Below are 19,753 nucleotides of genomic sequence, written 5' to 3' on the forward strand. Positions count from 1 at the left end.
GTGTCTCCTGATTATTGTTAGAGGGGTCTTCAGCCGATCCGCTGCACGGCCGGGATGCGGTACTCGCCGGCGATGAAGCCCGGCGTCGGGTGGTAGAGCCGCAGGATCAGGTAGAAGACGCCGTCGGGCGCCGGCAGCCAGTTGGTGTCGTCGGCGGGCCGGGCGTGGCCGATGTCGATCGCGAGCGATCCGTCCGGCTCGCGGCGCAGGCCCGGCGTTCGATCGCCGATGGCGTAGCGGCCGATCGCGTTGGCCGTGAAATAGCGGTCCTCCCCGTACAGCGACACCGACCAGAAGGCGTCGGCCGGTGGCAGCATGCCGGCCGGAAAGCGCAGCACGTAGCGATGCCGGCCGTGCAGGCGCTCGCCGCCGGCATCGAAATCGGCCATCGCGTAGACCGCCTCGTCGGCCCGCAGCGCGCCCAGCCCCTTCATGGCCGTGCAGGCGCGCAGCATCCAGTCGTCGCCATAGGTGCCCAGGCGCAGGCTGTAGCCCCACGCCTTGTGCCCCTGGCTGCGGGTATGGGCCTCGATCAGCGCCATGCCCTGCGCGTAGGCGCTGCGCAGGCCGTCGACGATGGCCGGCCGCAGCGTGGCGATCTCCACCTCGTCCTCCAGCCGCAGCCCCACCTTGCGCAGCAGCGTGAACAGGCCGGCCTCCGCCGGAGCGGGCGGAAAGTCGCGCATCGCCCGGAACAGGTTCTGGAAGAAGTCCACGCCGGCGTCGCCGGTGTCCTGCCACCGCGCCACGCTGGCGGGCTGCGCGGTGCCGGGGTGCTGCACCACTTCGAAGCCCTGCTCGAAGGCATGGGCCTGCGGCAGGTCTTCGGCGCCCGTCACCAGCACGCGCCCGAGTACCCAGACCAGCGACGTGGGCGCCTGCACCACGTGCGGCCCGTCGGCCTGCTGGCCCGGGCCGACGATGCGCACGTCGGCGCCGGCCGCCGGCACGTTGCGGGGGCCCAGGTTGGCGAAGTTGTTGGTGTGGGCGTCCAGCAGTTCCACCACGTAGTAGCGGTCCGCGTCCGGCAGCGCGGGCACGCGCAGCGTCACCGGGCCATCGGCCAGGTTCAGCCAGCCGCAGAAGTACAGCAGGTCGTTGGCCGGCGTGACGATGTCGCGGTCCTCGTGCGTCCATGGCCGCTCGCTGGCGGACAGCGTGTTCATGGGTGCGCGGCCGTAGCACGTGGGCGCGTCGACCGACGTCTGCAGCCGGCACGTGCGCAGCGTCTCGATCAGCGGATAGCCGTAGAGCACCAGCGGCACGGCGGCGGCGGCGACCAGCGCCTCCTGCGGGCTGGTGTGCAGCGATGCGGCCAAGGGGGGCGTCGCGGGATGGTTCATGGAATAGCCTCTGGTTGGTGTCGTGGATTCATTCCAGCGCGGCGCCGCTGGACTTGACGAGGGCGGCCCACGCGCGGGCGTCGTCGCGCATCTGCTCGGTGAACCGCGCGCGGGACATCGGCGCGTAGCGCATGCCCATGGTGGCGATCTGCGCCTGGATGGCGCCGTCCTGCATCGCCTCGTGCGTGGCCGCTTCCAGCCGCTCGACGATGGCGGCCGGCGTGCGCGCCGGGGCGAACAGCGCGAACCAGCTATCCACCTTGAACGCGATGCCCGATTCGGCCAGCGTCGGCACCTCGGGCAGCGCCGCCGAGCGTTCGGAGCCGGTCACGGCCAGCGGCCGCACCTTGCCGGCGCGGATCAGCGGCAGCGTGCCGGCCAGGTCCGACATGGCCAGCGGCACCGTGCCGCCCATCACGTCGTTCAGCATCGGCGCCACGCCCTTGTACGGCACATGGCGCAGGCGGATGCCGGCCGACACGTTGATGCTCTCGCCGGCGAGATGGCCGCCCGAGCCCTGGCCCCAGGAACCATAGGCCAGGTCCGCGCCGGGCTGGCGGGCCATGGCGACGAGCGCGCGCAGGTCATGCGCCGGGAACGTCGGGTTCGCAACCAGCACGTTGCCGCCGTACGCAATGCGGCCGATGGGCACGAAGTCGCGCAGCGGGTCGTACGGCAGCTTCGGGAAGATGGCCGGCGCGATGGCATGGGTGGCCGAGATGCCGAGCACGAGCGTGTAGCCGTCCGGCGCGGCGCGGGCCACCTGCGCGGCGCCGATCGTGCCAGTCGCCCCGGCGACGTTCTCGACCACCACGGTGCCCTTGAGCACCGTGGACAGCCGCGCGGCCAGCATGCGGCCGATCACGTCAGTGCCGCCGCCGGGCGGGAACGGCACCACGAGCCGGATCGGCCGGTCGGGCCAGGCCGGCGCCGCCGTCGCGGCCGGCATCAGCGTCGCGCCGGCCATGCCGGCGGCCATCCAGAACGCCATGACGTGGCGCATCCTGCGAAAGATCGATCGCATCGGTTGTCTCCGTGTTGGGCGGGCTGGCCCGTTCAGCGCAGCGTGATTACCGCGTCGGCCGCCACCAGGCCGTCCGGGCCGACGATGAACGGGTTGATTTCGAGCGTGTCGAGCCGGTCGCCGATGGCGGCGGCGGCGCGCGACACATGCACCAGCACGTCGGCCACGGCATCGAGGTCGAGCGCGGGATGGCCCCGGTGCCCGGTGCAGAGCGCGGCGGCGCGGCTTTGTTCCAGCATCGTCCGGGCGCGCGGGCGCGACAGCGGCGCCAGGCCGAACGCCATCTGCCGGAAGATCTCGACGGCCGTGCCGCCGATACCGGCCAGCGCCACCAGCCCGAATACGGGGTCGCGCCGCACGCCCACCATGATCTCGCCCCAGCCCCGCGCCATGCGCGCGACGATGACGCCTTCGAATGGCACCGGGCCGCCCTGCGCATCGCGCGCTTCGGCCGCCGCCTGCTGCACGCGCGCAAAGGCGGCGCGCACCGCGGCGGCGTCCTGCAGGTTCAGCACCACGCCGCCGACGTCGCTCTTGTGCAGGATGTGGCGCGAGCAGAGCTTGACCGCCACCGGGAAGCCGATTGATTCGGCAATGCGCACCGCCGCATCGGCATCGCCGGCCACGCCGTGGCGCACCACCGGCACGCCGGCATCGGCCAGCAGCGCCATGGCTTCGGCTTCGGACAGCGCGCTGGCTTCGGCCGGCACCTGCACGGGCGCCAGCGGCGAGCCGTCGGCGTCATCGGGCGCGCCCGCGGCGGCTTCCAGCGCGGCCGCCTTGGCCAGCGCGGCCACGGCTTCCACGGTGTACGCCGGCTCGCGGAACACCAGGCAGCCGCGCGCTTCCAGCCAGGCGCGCTTCTGGTCGTCCATCACGCCCGAGATCAGCAGCGGCGCGGCCTGCGGATCGGCGTGCAGCGCGGTGACGGCATCCTGGAGCGGCCCCCACACACGCGGCGCGTTGGCGGCGCCGGCCACAAAGGCAGCCACGGCGCCGTACTGGCCGCAGCGCGCCACGCTGCCCAGCGCATCGACGAACACCTGCGGCTGGGCCACCACCTGCCCGGTCACGTCGATGGGATTGGCGGTGCTGGCAAACGGAATCGCGGTGCGCAGCGCCTGCGCGGCGGCGTCTGGCATCGGCGGCAGCGGCAGCCCCTGCGATTCGGCACTGTCGGCCATCATGATGCCGACCCCGCCAGAGACCGTGACGATGGCCAGCGGCGCCACCGCATCGGCCGGCATGCCCGACGGCGCCTGCCACACGGCCGTCCGGCGCCCGCGCGCCAGCGTGTAGCCGAGCCGGAAGAAGGCTTCCAGCGTATGCGCGCGATGCACGCCGTATTCGTCGAACACGGCCTGATAGACCGCGTCCTCGCCGGCCAGGCTGGCCGTGTGCGATTGCGCGGCACTGGCGCCGGCCGCCGTGGTGCCCACCTTGGCGATCACCACCGGCTTGCCGGCCCGGCGCGCGGCAGCCAGCGCGCGGCGCAGGCGCAGGCCGTCGCGCGCCCCTTCCATATAGGCCAGGATCACGCGCGTCTGCGGGTCGTCGGCCAGCCACTCGATCACGTCGGCCACCTGCAGGCCGGCCTCGTTGCCGGTGGTGACCCAATGGCTCAGGCCCAGCCCGGCCTCGCGGGCCAGCGCGAACGCGTAGGCGCCAAACGCGCCGCTCTGGCTGACCAGCCCGACGTCGCCCACCGGCGGCAGGCCGCTCAACGGGATGGGAGAGAACGTGGCGAACATCCGCTCGCGCAGGTTCATCGCGCCCAGGCAGTTGGGCCCGAGCAACTGCACGCCGTGTGCGCGGGCCTGGCTGGCCAGCGCGTGCTGCAGCGCGTCGCCGCCGCTGACTTCGGCAAACCCGGAGGTGAACACCACGGCGGCGCGCGTGCCGGCCTGGCCCAGTTGCGCCATCACGTCGGGCGCGGCGGGCGCCGGCACGGCCACGATGGCCAGATCCACCGGCGCGCCGATATCGGCCACCGAGGCGTAGGCGCGCAGGCCCTGTACGGTGGCGGCGCCGGGATTGACGGGGTACACCGGGCCGGCATAGCCCAGTTCGGCCAGCAGGCGGACGGGCACGCCGCCCACCTTGTCGGGTTGCGTCGACGCGCCGACCACGGCGATCGAACGCGGGCACAGCAGGGGCTGCAGATCCAGCATGGTGTCTCCGTTGATGACGCCGGGTACGTGCCACGGCGTTCTGTCCATGCGGGCGTACCGGGCCCGCGCCGGCGGCTAGCGTCCCACGCCAGCCATGTTTTCGATCGACCGCACCATCTCGCGCAGCAGCGGCGCCACGCGCTTTTCCATCATGCCGCGCCGTACCCGCAGGCCCGGGATGGCGCAGTTGAACAGCAGCGGCCGGTTCAGGTAGGTGATGCGCGAATAGACGCCCACGCCGTGGATGCCCTCGCCGGCGTCGCCCTCGTTCAGCGTGAAGCCGCGCTTGGGGTAATGGGCGACGTTGTGGCACACGGTGTCGTAGCAAACGGCGAACTCGTCGGGCCGTTCGGTGCGCGCCTGCATCATCAGTTGCTCGAACTCGCGCTTGGACAGCGTGCACAGGAACGCCCGCCCCATCGCCGTGGTCATCACGGACCGCACCGCGCCCACCGCCGGCCGTGCCGAGGTGCCTTCCAGGTGCGTGCACGATTCCAGGTACGTCACGTCCAGCCGGTGGGCCACGCCCAGCGACACGGCGCCTTCCACCTCGTTGGCCAGCGCCTGCATCAGCGGGCGCGCCAGGTGCCGCACCGGCAGCCCGGCCAGGTACGGATAGCCCAGCGCCAGCACCTGCGCGCCGACGAAGTACTTGTCGAGCTTCGGGTCCCAGTCCAGGTAGCCCAGTTCGAACAGCGTGCGGCAGATGCGCGACACCGTGGCGCGCGGCAGTTGCAGCCGCTGCGACAGCTCGCCGTTGCCCAGCGGGCGCGGATCGTCGACAAAGCAGCGCAGCAGCGCAAACCCCTTGGCCAGCAGCCCGCCGAACGAAGGATCTTCGCGGCGGCGTTCGGCAATGAATTGTTCGACCGGGGTGTTCATGGGCATGTCGTCTCCTGATTCCAGTGTGGGCGCCTGCCGGCGATAGTGTCAAAAGGTGGAATCAATTTCCAGATATTGGAAATCCGGCGCGTAAACCCTGACTTGACGGCATTCCAGGGCCAAAAGTAAGGTGCAAAACCGAATCCGAATTCGAATACGGAAACGCACCATGCAAGCAGCCTCGCCCCAAAGTGCCGACAACGCCGCCCCCGCCGCGGCTACCGGCTTTCCGCAAGTCGACACGACGTCGATCCTCCAGCCGCCGCGCCAGCGCCGCGCCCGCGAGACAGAGCACGCGCTGCTGTCGGCGGGCCGCCAGTTGCTGGCCGAGCGCGATTTCACGGCGGTGTCGGTGGCGCAGATCGCGGCCGCCTGCCAGGTGTCGGTGGGCGCGTTCTACGGCCGCTTCCGAGACAAGATGGCGTACTTCGACGCGCTGCGGGCGTCCGTGATGGCCGAATCCGACGAGTCGGTGGCGCGCTACATGGCCGAGCACCGCTGGCAGGAGGCGCCGGCGCGCCAGATCATCGAGAAGACCATGCGCTTCATGGTCAACGGCTGCCGCAACAACCGCGGCATCATCCGCGCGTCGCTCAAGCACGCCACGACCCATCCCGAGCAATGGCTGCCGCACCAGCAGAACGGTCAGGCGCTGATCGAGCGGCTGGTGACGCTGCTGGTGCCCCGGCTGGCCGGCCCGGCCGACGAGGCCGAGCTGCGCGTGCGGTTTGCCATGCAGATGGTGTTCGGCATGCTGGTCAACGCGGTGCTGAACAACCCCGGCCCGCTGAGGCTGGACGACGAGCGCCTGCCCGTGGAAATGGCGCGCATCGTCAGCGGCTACCTGGGCATCGACAACTGAAGCGTTTGATCCCTCGCCCGACACCCACCAACCGCCCGCACAGCCGCAGCCAAAAGCGGCACGCCTGACAGGCCGGGCTCCAAAGAGGAGACACACCATGAAGCAATCCACGCCGCCCCGCCGGCGGTGGGCGACACGCGTTGCCTGCGCGGCGCTGTCGCTGCTGCCGTTCGCGGCATCGGCCCAGGGCGACTACCCGACCAAGCCGGTCCGGCTGGTGGTGCCCTACCCGGCCGGCGGGCTGACCGACACGCTGGCACGCCAGGTGGCCGACGCGCTGTCCAAGCGGCTGGGCCAGCCCGTGGTGGTGGAAAACAAGAGCGGCGCGGGCGGCATCATCGGCACGGATTTCGTCGCCAAGTCGGCGCCGGACGGCTACACGCTGCTGATGACGATTCCGGGCCCGATCACGGCCAACCTGGCGCTCTACAAGAAGCTGCCGTACGACCCGCGCACCGACCTGCGGCCGATCTCGGACGTGGCCCTGGCGCGCACGGTGCTGGCCGTCAACAGCAGCGTGCCGGTCAAGACGGTCAACGAACTGCTGGCCTACGCGAAGAAGGAACCCGGCAAGCTGCGCATGGGCTCTTGGGGGCCCGGCACCCAGCCGCACACGATCCAGGCGTACATGGACAAGACCTACGGCGTCGACATCCTGCATGTGCCCTACCGTGGCGAGGGGCCGATGGTCAGCGACCTGCTGGCCGGGCAGGTCAACGTGACGATCGGGTCGATCACCACGCTGCGCCAGCACCTGGCCACCGGCAAGCTGCGTCCGCTGGCCGTGGCCGGCACCACGCGCGCCAGGGCGCTGCCCGACGTGCCGACGTTTGCCGAAGCCGGCTATGGCGACGCGGCGTACAAGATCGTCGGCCCGACCACGCTGCTGGCGCCGGCCAAGACGCCCGATGCGGTGATCGAACGGCTGGGCCGCGAGGTGTCCGCGCTGATTCGCACGCCGGAGATGCAGGCCAGAATCGACGAGATGGGCGCCGAGCCGGTGGGCAACACGCCGGCCGAGGCCGAGCGCGCGTACAAGGCCTACCTGCCGGTGGTGCTGAAGCTGACCGCCGACACCGGCGTGACGCTGGACTGACTTTCGCCTCGCCCGGCCTGGCGCGCCGCTGCACGGCATGCAGCGAAACCATGGCCGTCATGAATTCCGGCGGGGCCTGCTGGCTCCGCCGGAATCGCCCGATCTAGAATCGCGGCATTCCTTCCCCACGCCCCCACCCGATCATGGCCACGCTCTTCCTCGTCCGTCACGGACAAGCCTCCTTTGGCGCCGCCAACTACGACTGCCTGTCGGACGTCGGCCGCCAGCAGGCACGCTGGCTCGGGGAGTATTTCCGGGACCGCGGGCTGCAGTTCCGGCGCGTGGTGGCCGGGTCGCTGGTGCGCCAGCAGGACACGGCGACTGAAATCCTGGCCGGGATGGGCGCCGGCGGCGTGGCCGTGGAGACCCACGCCGGACTGAACGAGTACGACGGCGAATCGCTCTACCGCAGCTTTACGAACGGCGCCGACCATCGCGCCCACCAGAACGGCGACTACCAGGACTACTGGCGCACGTTCCGGGCCGCGTTTGCGGCGTGGACACAGGACGGGCTGCCCGGCATGCCCGAGACCTGGGCGGCGTTCGGCGCCCGCATGCAGGCGGCGCTGGCCACGGCCACCGAGGGCGCCGCGCGCGAGGATGCCCTGCTGGTGGTGAGTTCGGGCGGCGCGATTGGCCGGGCTATTGCCGACCTGCTCGGCGCGCCCACGCAGACGGCCATCGAGCTGAACCTGCAGTTCCGCAACACCGGCTTCTGCGAACTGATTGTGGGACGCGGCACGCAGCGGCTGCTGAGCTTCAACAATGTGCCGCACCTGGAACACCCGGAGCGGCGCCGCGCCATCACGTTTGCCTGAACGGCGTCGCTAGCGCTGGGACAGCACCAGCCGGCCGGCCAGCGCCAGGAACACCGTGCCCGCGAACCAGTTGACCGCCCGCTGCACGCGCGCCGAGCGCATCAGCACGCGGCCAAACACGCCCGAAAACCACGCGATCGACCCGAACACGAGCAGCGTGGCCACGATGAACACGAAGCCCAGCACCATGAGCTGGACCGCCACGTGGCCCTGTTGCGGGTTGACGAACTGCGGCAGGAAGGCCAGGAAGAAGATCACGACCTTGGGATTGGTCAGGTTCATGACCACGCCGCGCAGATACATGTTGCGGACCGGCCGGGCGGCGTGCCCGGGCGTGCCAACCTGCCCGACCGGTGCCCGGAACGCCTGCCAGGCGAGATAGACCAGGTAGAGCGCCCCGGCTACCTTCAGGATCGTGAACGCCACGGCCGACGCCGCCAACAGCGCGGCCAGCCCCACCGCCACCACGGCCGTATGCACCAGCAAGCCGGTGCACAGGCCCAGCACCACGGTCAGCCCGGCGCGCGTGCCGTGCATGGCCGATTGCAGCAGCACGAAGATGTTGTCCGGCCCCGGCGCCAGGCTCAGCAACAGGGCGATTCCCAGGAATGGCAGCAGCGTCTCGATCGGCGGCATGGCGGCTCCGGCGGCAAAGCCGCCATGGTAGCCCAATGCCGCCGGGCCGGCGCCTCAGCGCAGGCGCGCGATGGCTTCGGCGCGGATCGACTCGGCCTTGGCCTTCAGCCGCAGCGCCACGTCGGCGCCGCGCTCGTTGGCCACGCGCTCGATGAAGGCGTGGCGCAGCACGTCGTTCAGCGTCGCCACGTGCGACGCCTCGCAGAACATCTTCCACGCCATCGGCTGGCCGGCATAGTCGGCGCGACGGCCAAGCATGGCGGCGTCGATGGCCGCGACGATGGCGGCATCGCGGACGATCACATCATGGACGGAGGCAGCGAGGTTCTGGAACATGGTGGTCTCCCGGTCGGCAAGTCTGGCGCAACGGTGGCGCCGCGTTTGCCGGGATAGTCTGCAAACGACATGCCAATATCGGCACGCGCCGCGCGTTGCCATACCCCCGTTTCAATCGGCCGGCCGCCAGCCCGCGCCAGGCGGACGTTCCACGCCGCGTTACCCCACTTCAGTCGGGCGCAAAACAGTGCCGGACGGGCCGGTCGGCAGGCGCTCCGCCAACAAAAAAGGCGTTACGGGTTACGTAACGCCTTGCGGGATGCGGGTGACATCGATCATGCACCGGCGCCGTCGAGGTACGGGTCGAAGCTGCGGGCCGGTTCGGCCGACACCCCGACGCGATCGCGGCCGGCCACGAAGCGGGCGCCATCGGTATAGGGATCGGCGTTGCGGGCGCCGTCCAGGTACGGATCGGCCGTGCGGCCCGGGGCAGCCGACACGCCTGCCCTGTCGAGGCCGGCTACCGTGCGGGCGCCGTCCGTGAAGGCGTCGGGCTTGCCGGTGCGGGCGCCGTCGGTGAAGGCGTCGTGCGTCCGGAAGCCGTAGCCGTACGTGTCGGCCGAGGCCGTCGTGCGGAACGTGTAGCCATACTTGTCTGCGGAAACCGTCTCGGCCTGGGCGGCGCCCAGCGCGGCCAGCGACAGAACCAGGGTCGATGCAATCTTGAGGGCGGTGGTCTTGGTCATGATTTCTCTCCGAATTCGATCAAAAATTTGTTCAGTTGTTGTGAATGGTCCCGGCTGCGTCGCTGCTCGTCTGCCTGGCCGGTTCAGCGTTGCGCGCTGTCCATGAACAGAACTATAGGCTTCAGCCCCGGCCTGTTAGTGACGCATTCGCGGACGAGTTATTCAAATTTTTTGATTTTCGTTGCCAGTCCGCGAAAGCGCTCCCGAGCCGACTTGCTGCAGCCGGCATGGCCAATGCGCTACAGTGACGCGCATGCTGGCTATCTGACGGCGACATCCACCGCCCGCGCCCCTTTCTTCATGTATTGCTCGCGCCCCCGTCCACTGGTTCTGGCCTGGTTCCAAGCCCTGTGCCTGATGCTGCTGCTCAGCGGCACGGCATGGGGCGCCGGCTCGCCCCTGCTCAACGCCGTCAAGGCCCCGGCCAACGGCGCCGCCTCTGCGCCCCCGGCCAGCGCGGCGCTGGCCAAGTCCCTGGACCAGGTCATCGGCACGCTGCAGAACGATGCCGAACGCCAGGCGCTGGTGGCGCAGTTGCAGACGCTGCGCCAGGGGCTGGACGCGTCGGCACCAGCCGCGGCCGCCAGCGAGCCGGCCACGGGGCTGATCGGCGCCGTCGCCCAGGCGCTGCAGGAAATCGACAATGGCCCGCACAAGGATCGCGGGCCATGGCAGTACTGGCGCTGGCGCATGCGGTTTGCCGGCGAGGAGCTGCGCGAGGCCGTGACGGTGGGCAAGACGCGCGCCGCGATGGAGTCGTGGCGCGAGTTCGGCATCGTGCTGGCGGGATGGGCGCTCACGGGCTGGCTGCTGTTCGAGCTGTCGCGGCGGCTCCATCGCAGCCGCATCCGGCCCAAGCGCTCCACGGCGCTGCCGGTGGTGCCGTCCTGGGTGGATGTCGGCATCTATTTCCTGCGGCGGATCGGGCCGTGGATCGCGGCCTTCGCGCTGACCATACTGCTGGCCTACAAGGTCTTCGGCCGCACGCCCGCGAGCATGGGCGCGGTGCTGGTGGCCTATGCCATCCTGGCCGGCGCGCTGATGTCGGCGGTCTGCCAGGTCATCTTCGCGCTGTTCCAGTCCGGCCATCGCAAGCACGCGGTGCGCGACCTGCTGCTCCATTCGCCGATGCTGCTGTTCGTCACCGGCGCGCTGGCCGCGCTCGGCGAGGCCAATAACGATACGCGCGTGATTGCGGCGCTGGGCGTGAACCTGTCGGCGCTGATCAGCACCTTTGCCAATATCCTGGCCGCCATGCTGATCGGCGTGTTTGCCGTGCGGTTCCGGCGGGCCATCGGCCAGCTCATCGCGTTCCGGCCGTTCGCGTTCCGGCAGGAACACCCGGCGCTGATGGAGCTGCTGCGCATGGCCGGGCAGGCGTGGTACCTGCCGATGCTGGCCGTGGTGGCGGCGTCCGTCATCGGCACGGTCATGGCCACCGGCCGGGCCGACGAATTCCTGCGGCGCGCCGTGGTCACCGTGGCGCTGTTCGTGGCGGCCATCCTGCTGACGCTGGTAGCGGGCCGCTCGCCCAAGGCCACCGTGCGGGCGCCCCGGCTGCGTGACCGCCGCCGCTCGGCCTACCTGCAGCGCTTTGCCCGCTTTGGCGTGGCGCTGATGCGCGTGGTGATCTGGCTGGCGTTCCTGGAATTCAATGCACGTATCTGGGGCACGTCGCTGATCCAGCTTGCCGATTCGACCGTGCTGGGCCGGCACATCACCGAGTCCGTGCTGAGCGTGATTGGCGTGGTGCTGCTGGCGTGGCTGGTATGGCTGGTCATCGATACGGCCATCACGCAGTCCCTGACGCCGTCGTCCACGCGCGCCGCGCAGCCGAGCATGCGGGCCAAGACCATCCTGCCGCTGGTGCGCAATGCGTCGTTCGTGGCGCTGCTGGTGGTGGCGATGATCGCGGTGCTGGCCAACCTGGGCGTCAACGTCACGCCGCTGCTGGCCGGCGCCGGCGTGGTCGGCCTGGCCATCGGCTTTGGCGCGCAAAGCCTGGTGCAGGACCTGATCACCGGGCTGTTCATCGTCATCGAGGATTCCATCGCGATCGGCGACTCGATCGAACTGCCCGACCACGCCGGCGTGGTGGAGGGCATGACCATCCGCACGGTCCGGCTGCGCGACGGCAAGGGCGCGCTGCACACGCTGCCGTACAGCCAGATCAAGGCGGTCAAGAACCTGTCGCGCGACTATGCGTTCGCGGTGTTCAACATCTCCATTGCCTACCAGAGCGACTTCGACCGCGCGCTGGAGATCATCCGCGAGACCGGCGCCGAGGTAGCGCGCGACCACCGCTATTCGCGCAACCTGCTGTCCGGGCTGGACATCCTGGGGCTGGACCGCTTCGATCCGAACGGCCAGGTCGTGCTGGCCCAGTTCAAGACCCGGCCGCTGACGCAGGCCGAGATCTCGCGCGCGTTCAACGCCCGGCTCAAGCGCAATTTCGACGCCGAGGGCATCCGCATGGCGGCGCCGTACGTGACCGTGCAGGTCGATGGCGGCAATGGCGCGGCCGCTCAGGCTGCCGCCGAAGCGGGGCTGAGCGCGGCCGCCGGCGCGGGCGCCGAACTCGTCACCTCGGCTCAGGGAAGACCACGATAACGGTCGGCCAATGTGCCGGGCGATGCGCGCCACGGCGTCCGTTGTCGCATTTGCGCAATGCGGACGCCGGCCCGGGGCGCCGAATCGTTTGAAATACGCGGGTCACGGCATTACTATCTCGGCCATCTGTCGCAGCGGCTCTCGCCGCCACGCCGGACGGCCGGAAAGGCAGGCGTGGCGCCGCAATGCCGGACATGCCCCCTCCCTTGGCGGGATATTCCCCCGGCCAGTTCATGCGCGATCATCGTTGCACGGACGGCCGTCGTGGAGGCGATCCCGGACAACGGGAGCACGGCACTGTCACCACAACAAAAGAAGGGTCGCGCACCGACGCAGCGGCCTTGAGGAAAAGGCGTTTGCCACCGGGGAAAAAAGAAATGGGCGAACACTTGTCTGCCGACGACGTCTTCGATCGTCTGGTCGATCGCATCTATGAGTCCGCCATGGACGTGGCCGCCATGCCGGCCGCCCTGGACCTGTTTTCCCGCTACACGTGTTCCGCCAGCCCGAGCTACCTGATATGGGACAAGCTCGCCGGGCAGGCCCGCCTGGGCGTCACGCGTCACGGCTGCTACACCAGCGCCGGCAACATGCCCGAAAGCATGCGCACGCTGCCATCGCACGCCGCCATCGCCCCGCGCGCCACCGCCGGGATGCTCGTCGACACCCATCCCGCCGACGCCATGCCGTTCGACTGCAACGGGCTGGCCCATGGCATCCGGCTGTTCGATACCCATGACGTTTGCGTCTGGATGAGCGCCACGCCCGGCTGCGACGACTGCCACGGCCTGGACTGCAACCGCCGCGTGGCGCAGGTCATGCCCCACTGGGCGCGCGCGGCGCGCATGCAGCATCGCAACTTCGAACTGAGCGGCCTGGCGTCGCTGGGCCTGGCCGGGCTGGACACGCTCGACTTTGGCGTCATGGCCCTGCAGGCCGACATGCGCGTGCGCTACGCCAATAGCTGGGCCGAGGCGCTGGTGCAGGCCGACGCCAACCTGGCGCTCGACAACGGCGTACTGTGCGCCCAGCCCGAATCGCTGCAGGCCACGCTGCGCAAGCTGCTGGACAACGCCGTGCACGGCGGCCGCCATGGCGGCGCCGCGGCGGGGTCGTGGATGCACATCACCTCGGGCGGCCAGCCGGTGCCGATCATCGTCATGCCGCTGGTGTCGCGCCAGCCCGTGGAGGGGCCGTGGCAATTGCCGATGGCGATGATGCTGCTCGGCAACTCGGAGTCGCGCTCGGTGCTTGACGCCGGCGTGCTGACGTCGCTGTTCGGGCTGTCGCGCAAGGAAAGCATCATCGCGATCCGCCTGGCGGCCGGCGAAACGCTCAACGAGATCGCCGAACGCGAATTCCTGTCGCCGCACACCGTGCGCGTGCATATCCGCGATACGCTGCGCAAGACCGGCACGCACCGCCAGTCGGAACTGGTGCGGCTGCTGCATCTGCTGCCTGGCGTGGATCTGGAACGGGCGGGCGCATGCTCGACGGCAAGGCCGCGGGGACAGGAGCGGGGGCGGTAACGGGCTTCGGTACCGTTTCGATGCTTTCTCCCCTCTCCCACAGGTGGAAGAGGGGAGCAACAATCACGTAGCAAACCTACCTCTACGCCGCCTTCCGATGCTGGTGGTGCCGGCGTTCCGGCTTGCACTCGTACTTGAGTTCGCGTCGGCCATCTTCGTAAACCACTTCCAGCCGCACCGTGAAGCCCCACAGGCGGGTCACGTGCCGCACCACTTCATCAAAGTTCTGTGCCAGCGGCCGGCGGTCCTGCTGCAGGTGCCGCAGCGTCAGCGAGCGGTCGCCGCCGATGTCGACGTTGGTCACCTGGATGTTCGGCTCCATGTTCGACAGGTCGTACTGCGTGGCCAGCAGGCGGCGGATCTCGCGGTAGCCTTCATCGTCATGGATCGCCGTCACGCGGAGCTTGCCCTCGCGGTCGTCGTCCAGCACCGAGAACAGCTTCAGCTCGCGGATCACGCGCGGTGACAGGAACTGCAGCAGGAAGCTCTCGTCCTTGAAGTTGCGCATCGCAAAGTCGAGCGTCTCCCGCCAGTCGCTGCCGGCAATCTCGGGCGCCCAGCGGCGGTCTTCCTCGGTGGGGTCCTCGCACATGCGGCGCAGGTCCTGGAACATCAGGAAGCCCACCGTGTACGGGTTCAGCCCGCTGTAGTACGGGCTGTGGTACGGCGGCTGGTAGATGACGTTGGTGTGGGCCTGCAGCAGCTCCAGCATGAACGCATCGTTGACCAGCTTTTCCTCGTAGAGCTTGTTGATGATCGTGTAGTGCCAGAACGTGGCCCAGCCTTCGTTCATCACCTTGGTCTGGCGCTGCGGATAGAAATACTGCGCGATCTTGCGCACGATCCGCACGATCTCGCGCTGCCACGGCTGCAGCTTGGGCGCGTTCTTCTCGATGAAGTACAGCAGGTTCTCCTGCGGCTCGGGCGGGAAGCTGGCCTCCATTTCCGCCGCTTCCTCCTCCTCGCGCAGCGCGTGGGGGCGGTGCTTGGGCAGCGTGCGCCAGAGGTCGTTCACCTGCATCTGCAGGTAGTTCTCGCGCTCGGCCTGGCGGGCCTGCTCCTCGGTGATCGACAGCTTCTTGGGCCGCTTGTAGCGGTCCACGCCGTAGTTCTGCAGCGCGTGGCAGGAATCCAGCAGCAGTTCCACTTCCTGCTCGCCGTAGCGCTGCTCGCACTCGGCCACGTAGTTCTTGGCGAACAGCAGGTAGTCGATGATGGCGTCCGCATTGGTCCACGTGCGGAACAGGTAGTTGCCCTTGAAGAACGAGTTGTGGCCGTAGCAGGCATGCGCGATCGTCAGCGCCTGCATCGGCATCGTGTTCTCCTCCATCAGGTAGGCGATGCACGGGTTCGAGTTGATGACGATCTCGTAGGCCAGCCCCATGTAGCCGCGCTGGTAGCTGCGCTCCGACGACAGGAAGTGCTTGCCGTACGACCAGTGGTTGTAGCCCACCGGCAGCCCGGCCGACGCGTAGGCGTCCAGCATCTGCTCCGCCGTGATGATCTCGATCTGGTTCGGATAGGTATCCAGGCCGAATTCGCCGGCGATGCGGGCGATCTCCCGGTCATAACGCTGGATCAGCTCGAAGGTCCACTCCGAGCCCGTCGATAGATAAGCCATGGACTTCCCCAGTGACGTGTCACGCCGCGCGCTTCTGGAAGAGGTCGTGCAGGACGGGGTAGATCTCGTCGGCACCGATGATGCGCTGCATCGCAAAGTGCTCGAACTGGCTCTTCACCGTCAGGTACTCCTCCCACAGGTTCTGCGGTTCCTCCGATGCAACTTCCACATACGCGTAGTACTGCACCAGCGGCAGGATCGACTCGCGCAGCAGCCTGCCGCACAGTTCGGAATCGCCGGCCCAGTTGTCGCCGTCCGACGCCTGGGCGCAATAGATGTTCCACTGGCTCGGCGGATAGCGGTCGTGGATCACTTCCACCATCAGCTTCAGCGCGCTCGAAACCACGGTACCACCGGACTCCCGCGAATGGAAGAAATCTTCCTCGTCCACTTCCTTCGCCACCGTGTGGTGCCGGATGAAGATGACGTCGATGCGCTCGTAGTTCCGCTTCAGGAACAGGTACAGCAGCATGAAGAAGCGCTTGGCCAGGTCCTTGCGGCTTTCGTCCATCGACCCCGACACGTCCATCAGGCAGAACATCACCGCCTGGGCCTGGGGCCGCTTCTTGAGCACACGGTTGTTGTACCGCAGGTCCAGTTTTTCGATGAAGGGCACGCGGTCCACCTGCGCGCGCAGGTGCCGCATCTTTTCCATCAGCGCCTCGGCGCGTTCGGAGTACGGGCCCTCCTTCTCCAGCACCTCGCCGTACTCGGCTTCCAGTTCGTGCAGGCGCTTCATGTAGGGGCTCGACAGCGCGATGCGCCGCCCCAGCGAGCTGCGCATCGTGCGCAGGATCGACAGGTTCGAAGGCGTGCCGTCGATGGAGTAGCCGGCGCGCACCTTGCGCACCTCGGCAATCTTGGCAAGGTGGCGCTTGGCCAGGTCCGGCAGCGCCATGTCCTCGAAGAAGAAGTTCAGGAAGTCCTCGCGCGACAGCGTGAAGACGAACTCATCCTCGCCCTCACCGCTGTCGCTGGCACGCGACCCGGTCCCACCACTGCCCTGCTGCTGGCGGTCGAAGCTGTCACCCTTGACGAACTTCTTGTTGCCCGGGTGGATCCACTCCCGCTTGCCGCCCTGGCCGTGATGGAAAATCGGCTCGGAGATGTCCTTGACCGGAATGGACACCTGCCCGCTCTGTTCGATGTCCATGATCTTCCGGCCGGACACCGCCTTCGCCACCGCTTGCCGGATCTGCTCGCGGTAGCGCTTGATGAAGCGTTGCTGATTGACGGCGCTTTTATTGCCGCCGTTCTCGCGCCGATCGATGACCGTAGCCATATGCCGTTCGCCCGCCTGTTAAGACGCCAGAAAAGTCAGCGCCGTGGAAAAAGACCGCGTCCGGTGTGATTACGACGATTTCCTGACGCGCAGATACCACTCCACCAGAAGCCGAACCTGCTTGGGTGTATAGCCTTTCTCAACCATGCGGTTGACGAAGTTCTCGTGCTTGTCCTGGTCCTCCCGCGACGACTTCGCGTTGAACGAGATCACCGGCAGCAGGTCCTCCGTGGTGGAGAACATGCGCTTCTCGATCACCATCCGCAGCTTCTCGTAGCTGGTCCAGACCGGGTTCTTGCCTCCATTGTTGGCACGCGCCCGCAGCACGAAGTTGACGATCTCGTTGCGGAAGTCCTTCGGGTTCGAGATGCCCGCCGGCTTCTCCACCTTTTCGAGTTCGTCGTTCAGTGCGTTACGGTCAAGGATTTCACCGGTGTTCGGATCGCGGTACTCCTGGTCCTGGATCCACAGGTCGGCAAACACCACGTAGCGGTCGAAGATGTTCTGCCCGTACTCGGAATACGATTCCAGGTACGCCGTCTGGATCTCCTTGCCGATGAACTCCACATAGGGCGTGGTCAGGTACTCCTTGATGTACGACATCAGCTTGGCTTCCTGCTCCGGCGGAAACTGCTCGCGCTCGATCTGCTGTTCGAGCACGTAGAGCAGGTGCACCGGATTGGCGGCCACCTCGGTGTTGTCGAAGTTGAAGACCTTGGACAGCACCTTGAACGCGAAGCGCGTGGACAACCCGTTCATGCCTTCGTCGATGCCGGCGTAGTCGCGGTACTCCTGGTACGACTTGGCCTTCGGGTCCACGTCCTTGAGGCTTTCGCCGTCGTAGACGCGCATCTTCGAGAAGATGTTCGAGTTCTCGGGCTCCTTGATCCGCGTGAGCACCGCGAACTGCGCCATCATCTTCAGCGTGTTCGGGGCGTTGGGCGCGGCCGACAGCGAACTGCTGCGCAACAGCTTGTCGTAGATCTTCACCTCGTCGGACACCCGCAGGCAGTACGGCACCTTGACGATGTAGATCCGGTCCAGGAATGCCTCGTTGTTCTTGTCCGCCTTGAACGTCTGCCATTCGGCCTCGTTCGAGTGGGCCAGGATGACGCCATCGAACGGAATCGCGCCAAAGCCTTCCGTGCCCTTGTAGTTGCCTTCCTGCGTGGCGGTCAGCAGCGGGTGCAGCACCTTGATCGGTGCCTTGAACATTTCCACGAACTCCAGCAGGCCGCGGTTGGCCAGGCAGAGCCCGCCCGAATACGAGTACGCGTCCGGATCGTCCTGCGGAAAGTCTTCCAGCTTGCGGATGTCGACCTTGCCCACCAGCGACGAGATGTCCTGGTTGTTTTCGTCGCCCGGCTCGGTCTTGGAGATGGCGATCTGCGCCAGCACCGACGGCCGCAGCTTCACCACGCGGAACTTGGTGATGTCCCCGTTGAACTCGTGCAGCCGCTTGACGGCCCACGGCGACGGGATGGTATTCAGGTAGCGGATGGGAATGCCATAGTCTTCCTCCATGATCTTGCCGTCCTCTTCCGGAGAGAAGAGGCCGAGCGGCGATTCATGGATGGGCGAGCCCTTCAGTGCGTAGATGGGAATCTCTTCCATCAGCGCCTTGAGCTTCTCGGCCAGCGACGACTTGCCGCCTCCGGGAGGCCCCAGCAGATAGAGGATCTGCTTGCGCTCTTCCAGGCCCTGCGCCGCGTGCTTGAAGAACGAGACGATCTGCTCGATCGTGTCCTCCATGCCATAGAAGTCGCGGAACGCCGGGTAGACCCGGATCACCTTGTTGAAGAACAGTCGGGACAGGCGCGGATCGTGGTGGGTGTCCACCAGTTCGGGCTGTCCGATTGCGGCGAGCATGCGTTCGGCAGCGGTCGCGTAGGCAGTAGGATCCTTCTTGCAGATCTCCAGGTACTCCTGGATGCTGTATTCCTCTTCCTTGCGAGCTTCGAAGCGCGTGGCGTAGTGGCCAAAAATGTCCATACCTCACTCCCGTCAGAGTCCCACGTCCGAGGCGAAGGTAGTTCTACTCCCCTAAGATCTTCGCGGCAACTTTGCTGGTCCACCACCCCGGCCTGGTGGAGTTGCCAAGTTGCGAAGTCTTTACTTCATCATAGTCAAATAACGGCGAACGTGAATCCGGAGTTGACCGCTTCTGTTGCCGGTCGGTTCGGTCGCCGACACGCACGCTCATGACGTGCACGCCGTTCACCGAACCCTCGCGTCATCACCCCGCTGCGACGGGCCATTGACCATGCTTGTGACACACATTACACCTTAAGCGCGGATGATGCACAGCGTGTTGTGTAACGGCCCATCAAATCCGGAAACATCTGACAGCAACTGTCGGCTGCGCTCCTACAGTCAGCGCGGCGCGATGCATGAACGATGCCGCCGCCGACATCGTGCAAACGCATGATTTCCCCCGCTTTTCGCATATCGAAGCGCGCGCCGCGCATGCGCGGCGAGCCAGCGTCGCGGCATGTTCGCCGCCGCACCATCATGCACGCATGACCCTGTGCGCGACATGGAAAGTCTGCCGGCCGGCAACGTCGCCGCCGGCGTCATCGCGGCATGCGACCCGATGCCGCACGCGCGGCGCGTCGCACCAGCACTGTCGGCGCGAGAGTGCCAGCCCGCGTCACGCACATTGCCTGGCGCGCGCATGCACCGCCATGCGTCCCGGCCCGCCACGCCGCACAGTCGAGGTGCGCGGGGCCGGCGCCAAACGCCTGGCCGACATCACGAAAGTCGAATAAGCCCGGATGAGGGCCGAATGAGCAGGTTGCGTGCCACGCACTGGCGTTGTTGCGCCGCAGCGTGTGGTGCCGCACGTGGAATGCGGCGG

16 protein-coding genes are annotated in these 19,753 nt (G+C 67.8%); 6 read left to right on the forward strand and 10 right to left on the reverse strand.

All coding sequences use genetic code 11. The features are described 5' to 3' along the window. Positions 1-29: 29 nt before the first annotated feature. The 4 genes from EHF44_RS20245 to EHF44_RS20260 form a co-directional block, all read right to left on the reverse strand. Positions 30-1,343, reverse strand: coding sequence for a DUF1254 domain-containing protein (locus tag EHF44_RS20245; protein WP_124685517.1), 1,314 nt, complete (start codon positions 1,341-1,343; stop codon positions 30-32). 28 nt (positions 1,344-1,371) lie between these two features. Further along, entirely contained in the window at positions 1,372-2,367 is a 996-nt protein-coding gene (locus EHF44_RS20250; RefSeq protein WP_253700273.1) for a tripartite tricarboxylate transporter substrate binding protein, read from the reverse strand. A gap of 32 nt (positions 2,368-2,399) precedes the next feature. Continuing rightward, on the reverse strand, positions 2,400-4,538 hold the full coding sequence (locus tag EHF44_RS20255; RefSeq protein WP_124685518.1) for an acetate--CoA ligase family protein: 2,139 nt from the start codon (positions 4,536-4,538) through the stop codon (positions 2,400-2,402). 75 nt (positions 4,539-4,613) lie between these two features. Further along, positions 4,614-5,420, reverse strand: a complete 807-nt coding sequence (locus EHF44_RS20260; protein WP_124686691.1) for an IclR family transcriptional regulator — start codon at positions 5,418-5,420, stop codon at positions 4,614-4,616. Positions 5,421-5,589: 169 nt separating this feature from the next. Between EHF44_RS20260 and EHF44_RS20265 the strand changes: the two genes are divergently transcribed. The 3 genes from EHF44_RS20265 (at position 5,590) to EHF44_RS20275 (ending at position 8,196) form a co-directional block, all read left to right on the forward strand. After that, positions 5,590-6,282 carry a TetR/AcrR family transcriptional regulator gene (locus EHF44_RS20265; protein WP_124685519.1) on the forward strand — a complete coding sequence of 231 codons (693 nt, stop codon included), beginning with the start codon at positions 5,590-5,592 and terminating at the stop codon, positions 6,280-6,282. Positions 6,283-6,379: 97 nt separating this feature from the next. After that, positions 6,380-7,378 (forward strand): Bug family tripartite tricarboxylate transporter substrate binding protein, encoded by a 999-nt coding sequence (locus EHF44_RS20270; protein ID WP_124685520.1) that lies wholly within the window; start codon positions 6,380-6,382, stop codon positions 7,376-7,378. 143 nt (positions 7,379-7,521) lie between these two features. Then, positions 7,522-8,196 carry a histidine phosphatase family protein gene (locus EHF44_RS20275; RefSeq protein WP_124685521.1) on the forward strand — a complete coding sequence of 225 codons (675 nt, stop codon included), beginning with the start codon at positions 7,522-7,524 and terminating at the stop codon, positions 8,194-8,196. Positions 8,197-8,205: 9 nt separating this feature from the next. Here EHF44_RS20275 and EHF44_RS20280 read toward each other — a convergent pair whose 3' ends face one another. From EHF44_RS20280 to EHF44_RS20290, 3 genes are all read right to left on the reverse strand, one after another. Next, positions 8,206-8,832 (reverse strand): LysE family translocator, encoded by a 627-nt coding sequence (locus EHF44_RS20280; protein WP_124685522.1) that lies wholly within the window; start codon positions 8,830-8,832, stop codon positions 8,206-8,208. Between the two features lie 54 nt (positions 8,833-8,886). Next, the gene (locus EHF44_RS20285; protein ID WP_124685523.1) at positions 8,887-9,168 is read right to left on the reverse strand and encodes a DUF7696 family protein; all 282 of its coding nucleotides are present in this window, start codon (positions 9,166-9,168) and stop codon (positions 8,887-8,889) included. 275 nt (positions 9,169-9,443) lie between these two features. Further along, entirely contained in the window at positions 9,444-9,854 is a 411-nt protein-coding gene (locus EHF44_RS20290; RefSeq protein ID WP_124685524.1) for a hypothetical protein, read from the reverse strand. 357 nt (positions 9,855-10,211) lie between these two features. On the opposite strand from EHF44_RS20290, the gene EHF44_RS20295 reads away from it, so the two are divergent. Both EHF44_RS20295 and EHF44_RS20300 read left to right on the forward strand, forming a co-directional pair. Next, the gene (locus tag EHF44_RS20295) at positions 10,212-12,464 is read left to right on the forward strand and encodes a mechanosensitive ion channel family protein (RefSeq protein ID WP_253700275.1); all 2,253 of its coding nucleotides are present in this window, start codon (positions 10,212-10,214) and stop codon (positions 12,462-12,464) included. A 377-nt stretch (positions 12,465-12,841) separates the two neighbouring features. After that, positions 12,842-13,993, forward strand: a complete 1,152-nt coding sequence (locus EHF44_RS20300; protein ID WP_124685525.1) for a helix-turn-helix transcriptional regulator — start codon at positions 12,842-12,844, stop codon at positions 13,991-13,993. Positions 13,994-14,075: 82 nt separating this feature from the next. Here EHF44_RS20300 and EHF44_RS20305 read toward each other — a convergent pair whose 3' ends face one another. From EHF44_RS20305 to EHF44_RS20315, 3 genes are all read right to left on the reverse strand, one after another. Continuing rightward, positions 14,076-15,614: a SpoVR family protein gene (locus EHF44_RS20305; protein WP_124685526.1), complete on the reverse strand. Its 1,539-nt coding sequence runs from the start codon at positions 15,612-15,614 to the stop codon at positions 14,076-14,078. A gap of 19 nt (positions 15,615-15,633) precedes the next feature. Next, positions 15,634-16,896: a YeaH/YhbH family protein gene (locus EHF44_RS20310; RefSeq protein ID WP_124685527.1), complete on the reverse strand. Its 1,263-nt coding sequence runs from the start codon at positions 16,894-16,896 to the stop codon at positions 15,634-15,636. 69 nt (positions 16,897-16,965) lie between these two features. Continuing rightward, positions 16,966-18,888 (reverse strand): PrkA family serine protein kinase, encoded by a 1,923-nt coding sequence (locus EHF44_RS20315; RefSeq protein WP_124685528.1) that lies wholly within the window; start codon positions 18,886-18,888, stop codon positions 16,966-16,968. A gap of 398 nt (positions 18,889-19,286) precedes the next feature. Here EHF44_RS20315 and EHF44_RS20320 point away from each other — a divergent pair, with 398 nt between their 5' ends. Continuing rightward, on the forward strand, positions 19,287-19,664 hold the full coding sequence (locus tag EHF44_RS20320; RefSeq protein ID WP_124685529.1) for a hypothetical protein: 378 nt from the start codon (positions 19,287-19,289) through the stop codon (positions 19,662-19,664). The last annotated feature ends 89 nt before the right edge of the window (positions 19,665-19,753 follow it).

The sequence above is a fragment of the Cupriavidus pauculus genome (genome assembly GCF_003854935.1).
Classification (GTDB): domain Bacteria; phylum Pseudomonadota; class Gammaproteobacteria; order Burkholderiales; family Burkholderiaceae; genus Cupriavidus; species Cupriavidus pauculus_C.

Coding starts and splice junctions, on each gene's coding strand:
- EHF44_RS20285 (WP_124685523.1), bottom strand. CDS start 9,168: ATGTTCCAGAACCTCGCTGCCTCCGTCCATGATGTGATCGTCCGCGAT.
- EHF44_RS20265 (WP_124685519.1), top strand. CDS start 5,590: ATGCAAGCAGCCTCGCCCCAAAGTGCCGACAACGCCGCCCCCGCCGCG.
- EHF44_RS20280 (WP_124685522.1), bottom strand. CDS start 8,832: ATGCCGCCGATCGAGACGCTGCTGCCATTCCTGGGAATCGCCCTGTTG.
- EHF44_RS20320 (WP_124685529.1), top strand. CDS start 19,287: ATGAACGATGCCGCCGCCGACATCGTGCAAACGCATGATTTCCCCCGC.
- EHF44_RS20245 (WP_124685517.1), bottom strand. CDS start 1,343: ATGAACCATCCCGCGACGCCCCCCTTGGCCGCATCGCTGCACACCAGC.
- EHF44_RS20300 (WP_124685525.1), top strand. CDS start 12,842: ATGGGCGAACACTTGTCTGCCGACGACGTCTTCGATCGTCTGGTCGAT.
- EHF44_RS20305 (WP_124685526.1), bottom strand. CDS start 15,614: ATGGCTTATCTATCGACGGGCTCGGAGTGGACCTTCGAGCTGATCCAG.
- EHF44_RS20270 (WP_124685520.1), top strand. CDS start 6,380: ATGAAGCAATCCACGCCGCCCCGCCGGCGGTGGGCGACACGCGTTGCC.
- EHF44_RS20255 (WP_124685518.1), bottom strand. CDS start 4,538: ATGCTGGATCTGCAGCCCCTGCTGTGCCCGCGTTCGATCGCCGTGGTC.
- EHF44_RS20290 (WP_124685524.1), bottom strand. CDS start 9,854: ATGACCAAGACCACCGCCCTCAAGATTGCATCGACCCTGGTTCTGTCG.
- EHF44_RS20315 (WP_124685528.1), bottom strand. CDS start 18,888: ATGGACATTTTTGGCCACTACGCCACGCGCTTCGAAGCTCGCAAGGAA.
- EHF44_RS20275 (WP_124685521.1), top strand. CDS start 7,522: ATGGCCACGCTCTTCCTCGTCCGTCACGGACAAGCCTCCTTTGGCGCC.
- EHF44_RS20310 (WP_124685527.1), bottom strand. CDS start 16,896: ATGGCTACGGTCATCGATCGGCGCGAGAACGGCGGCAATAAAAGCGCC.
- EHF44_RS20250 (WP_253700273.1), bottom strand. CDS start 2,367: ATGCGATCGATCTTTCGCAGGATGCGCCACGTCATGGCGTTCTGGATG.
- EHF44_RS20260 (WP_124686691.1), bottom strand. CDS start 5,420: ATGAACACCCCGGTCGAACAATTCATTGCCGAACGCCGCCGCGAAGAT.
- EHF44_RS20295 (WP_253700275.1), top strand. CDS start 10,212: ATGCTGCTGCTCAGCGGCACGGCATGGGGCGCCGGCTCGCCCCTGCTC.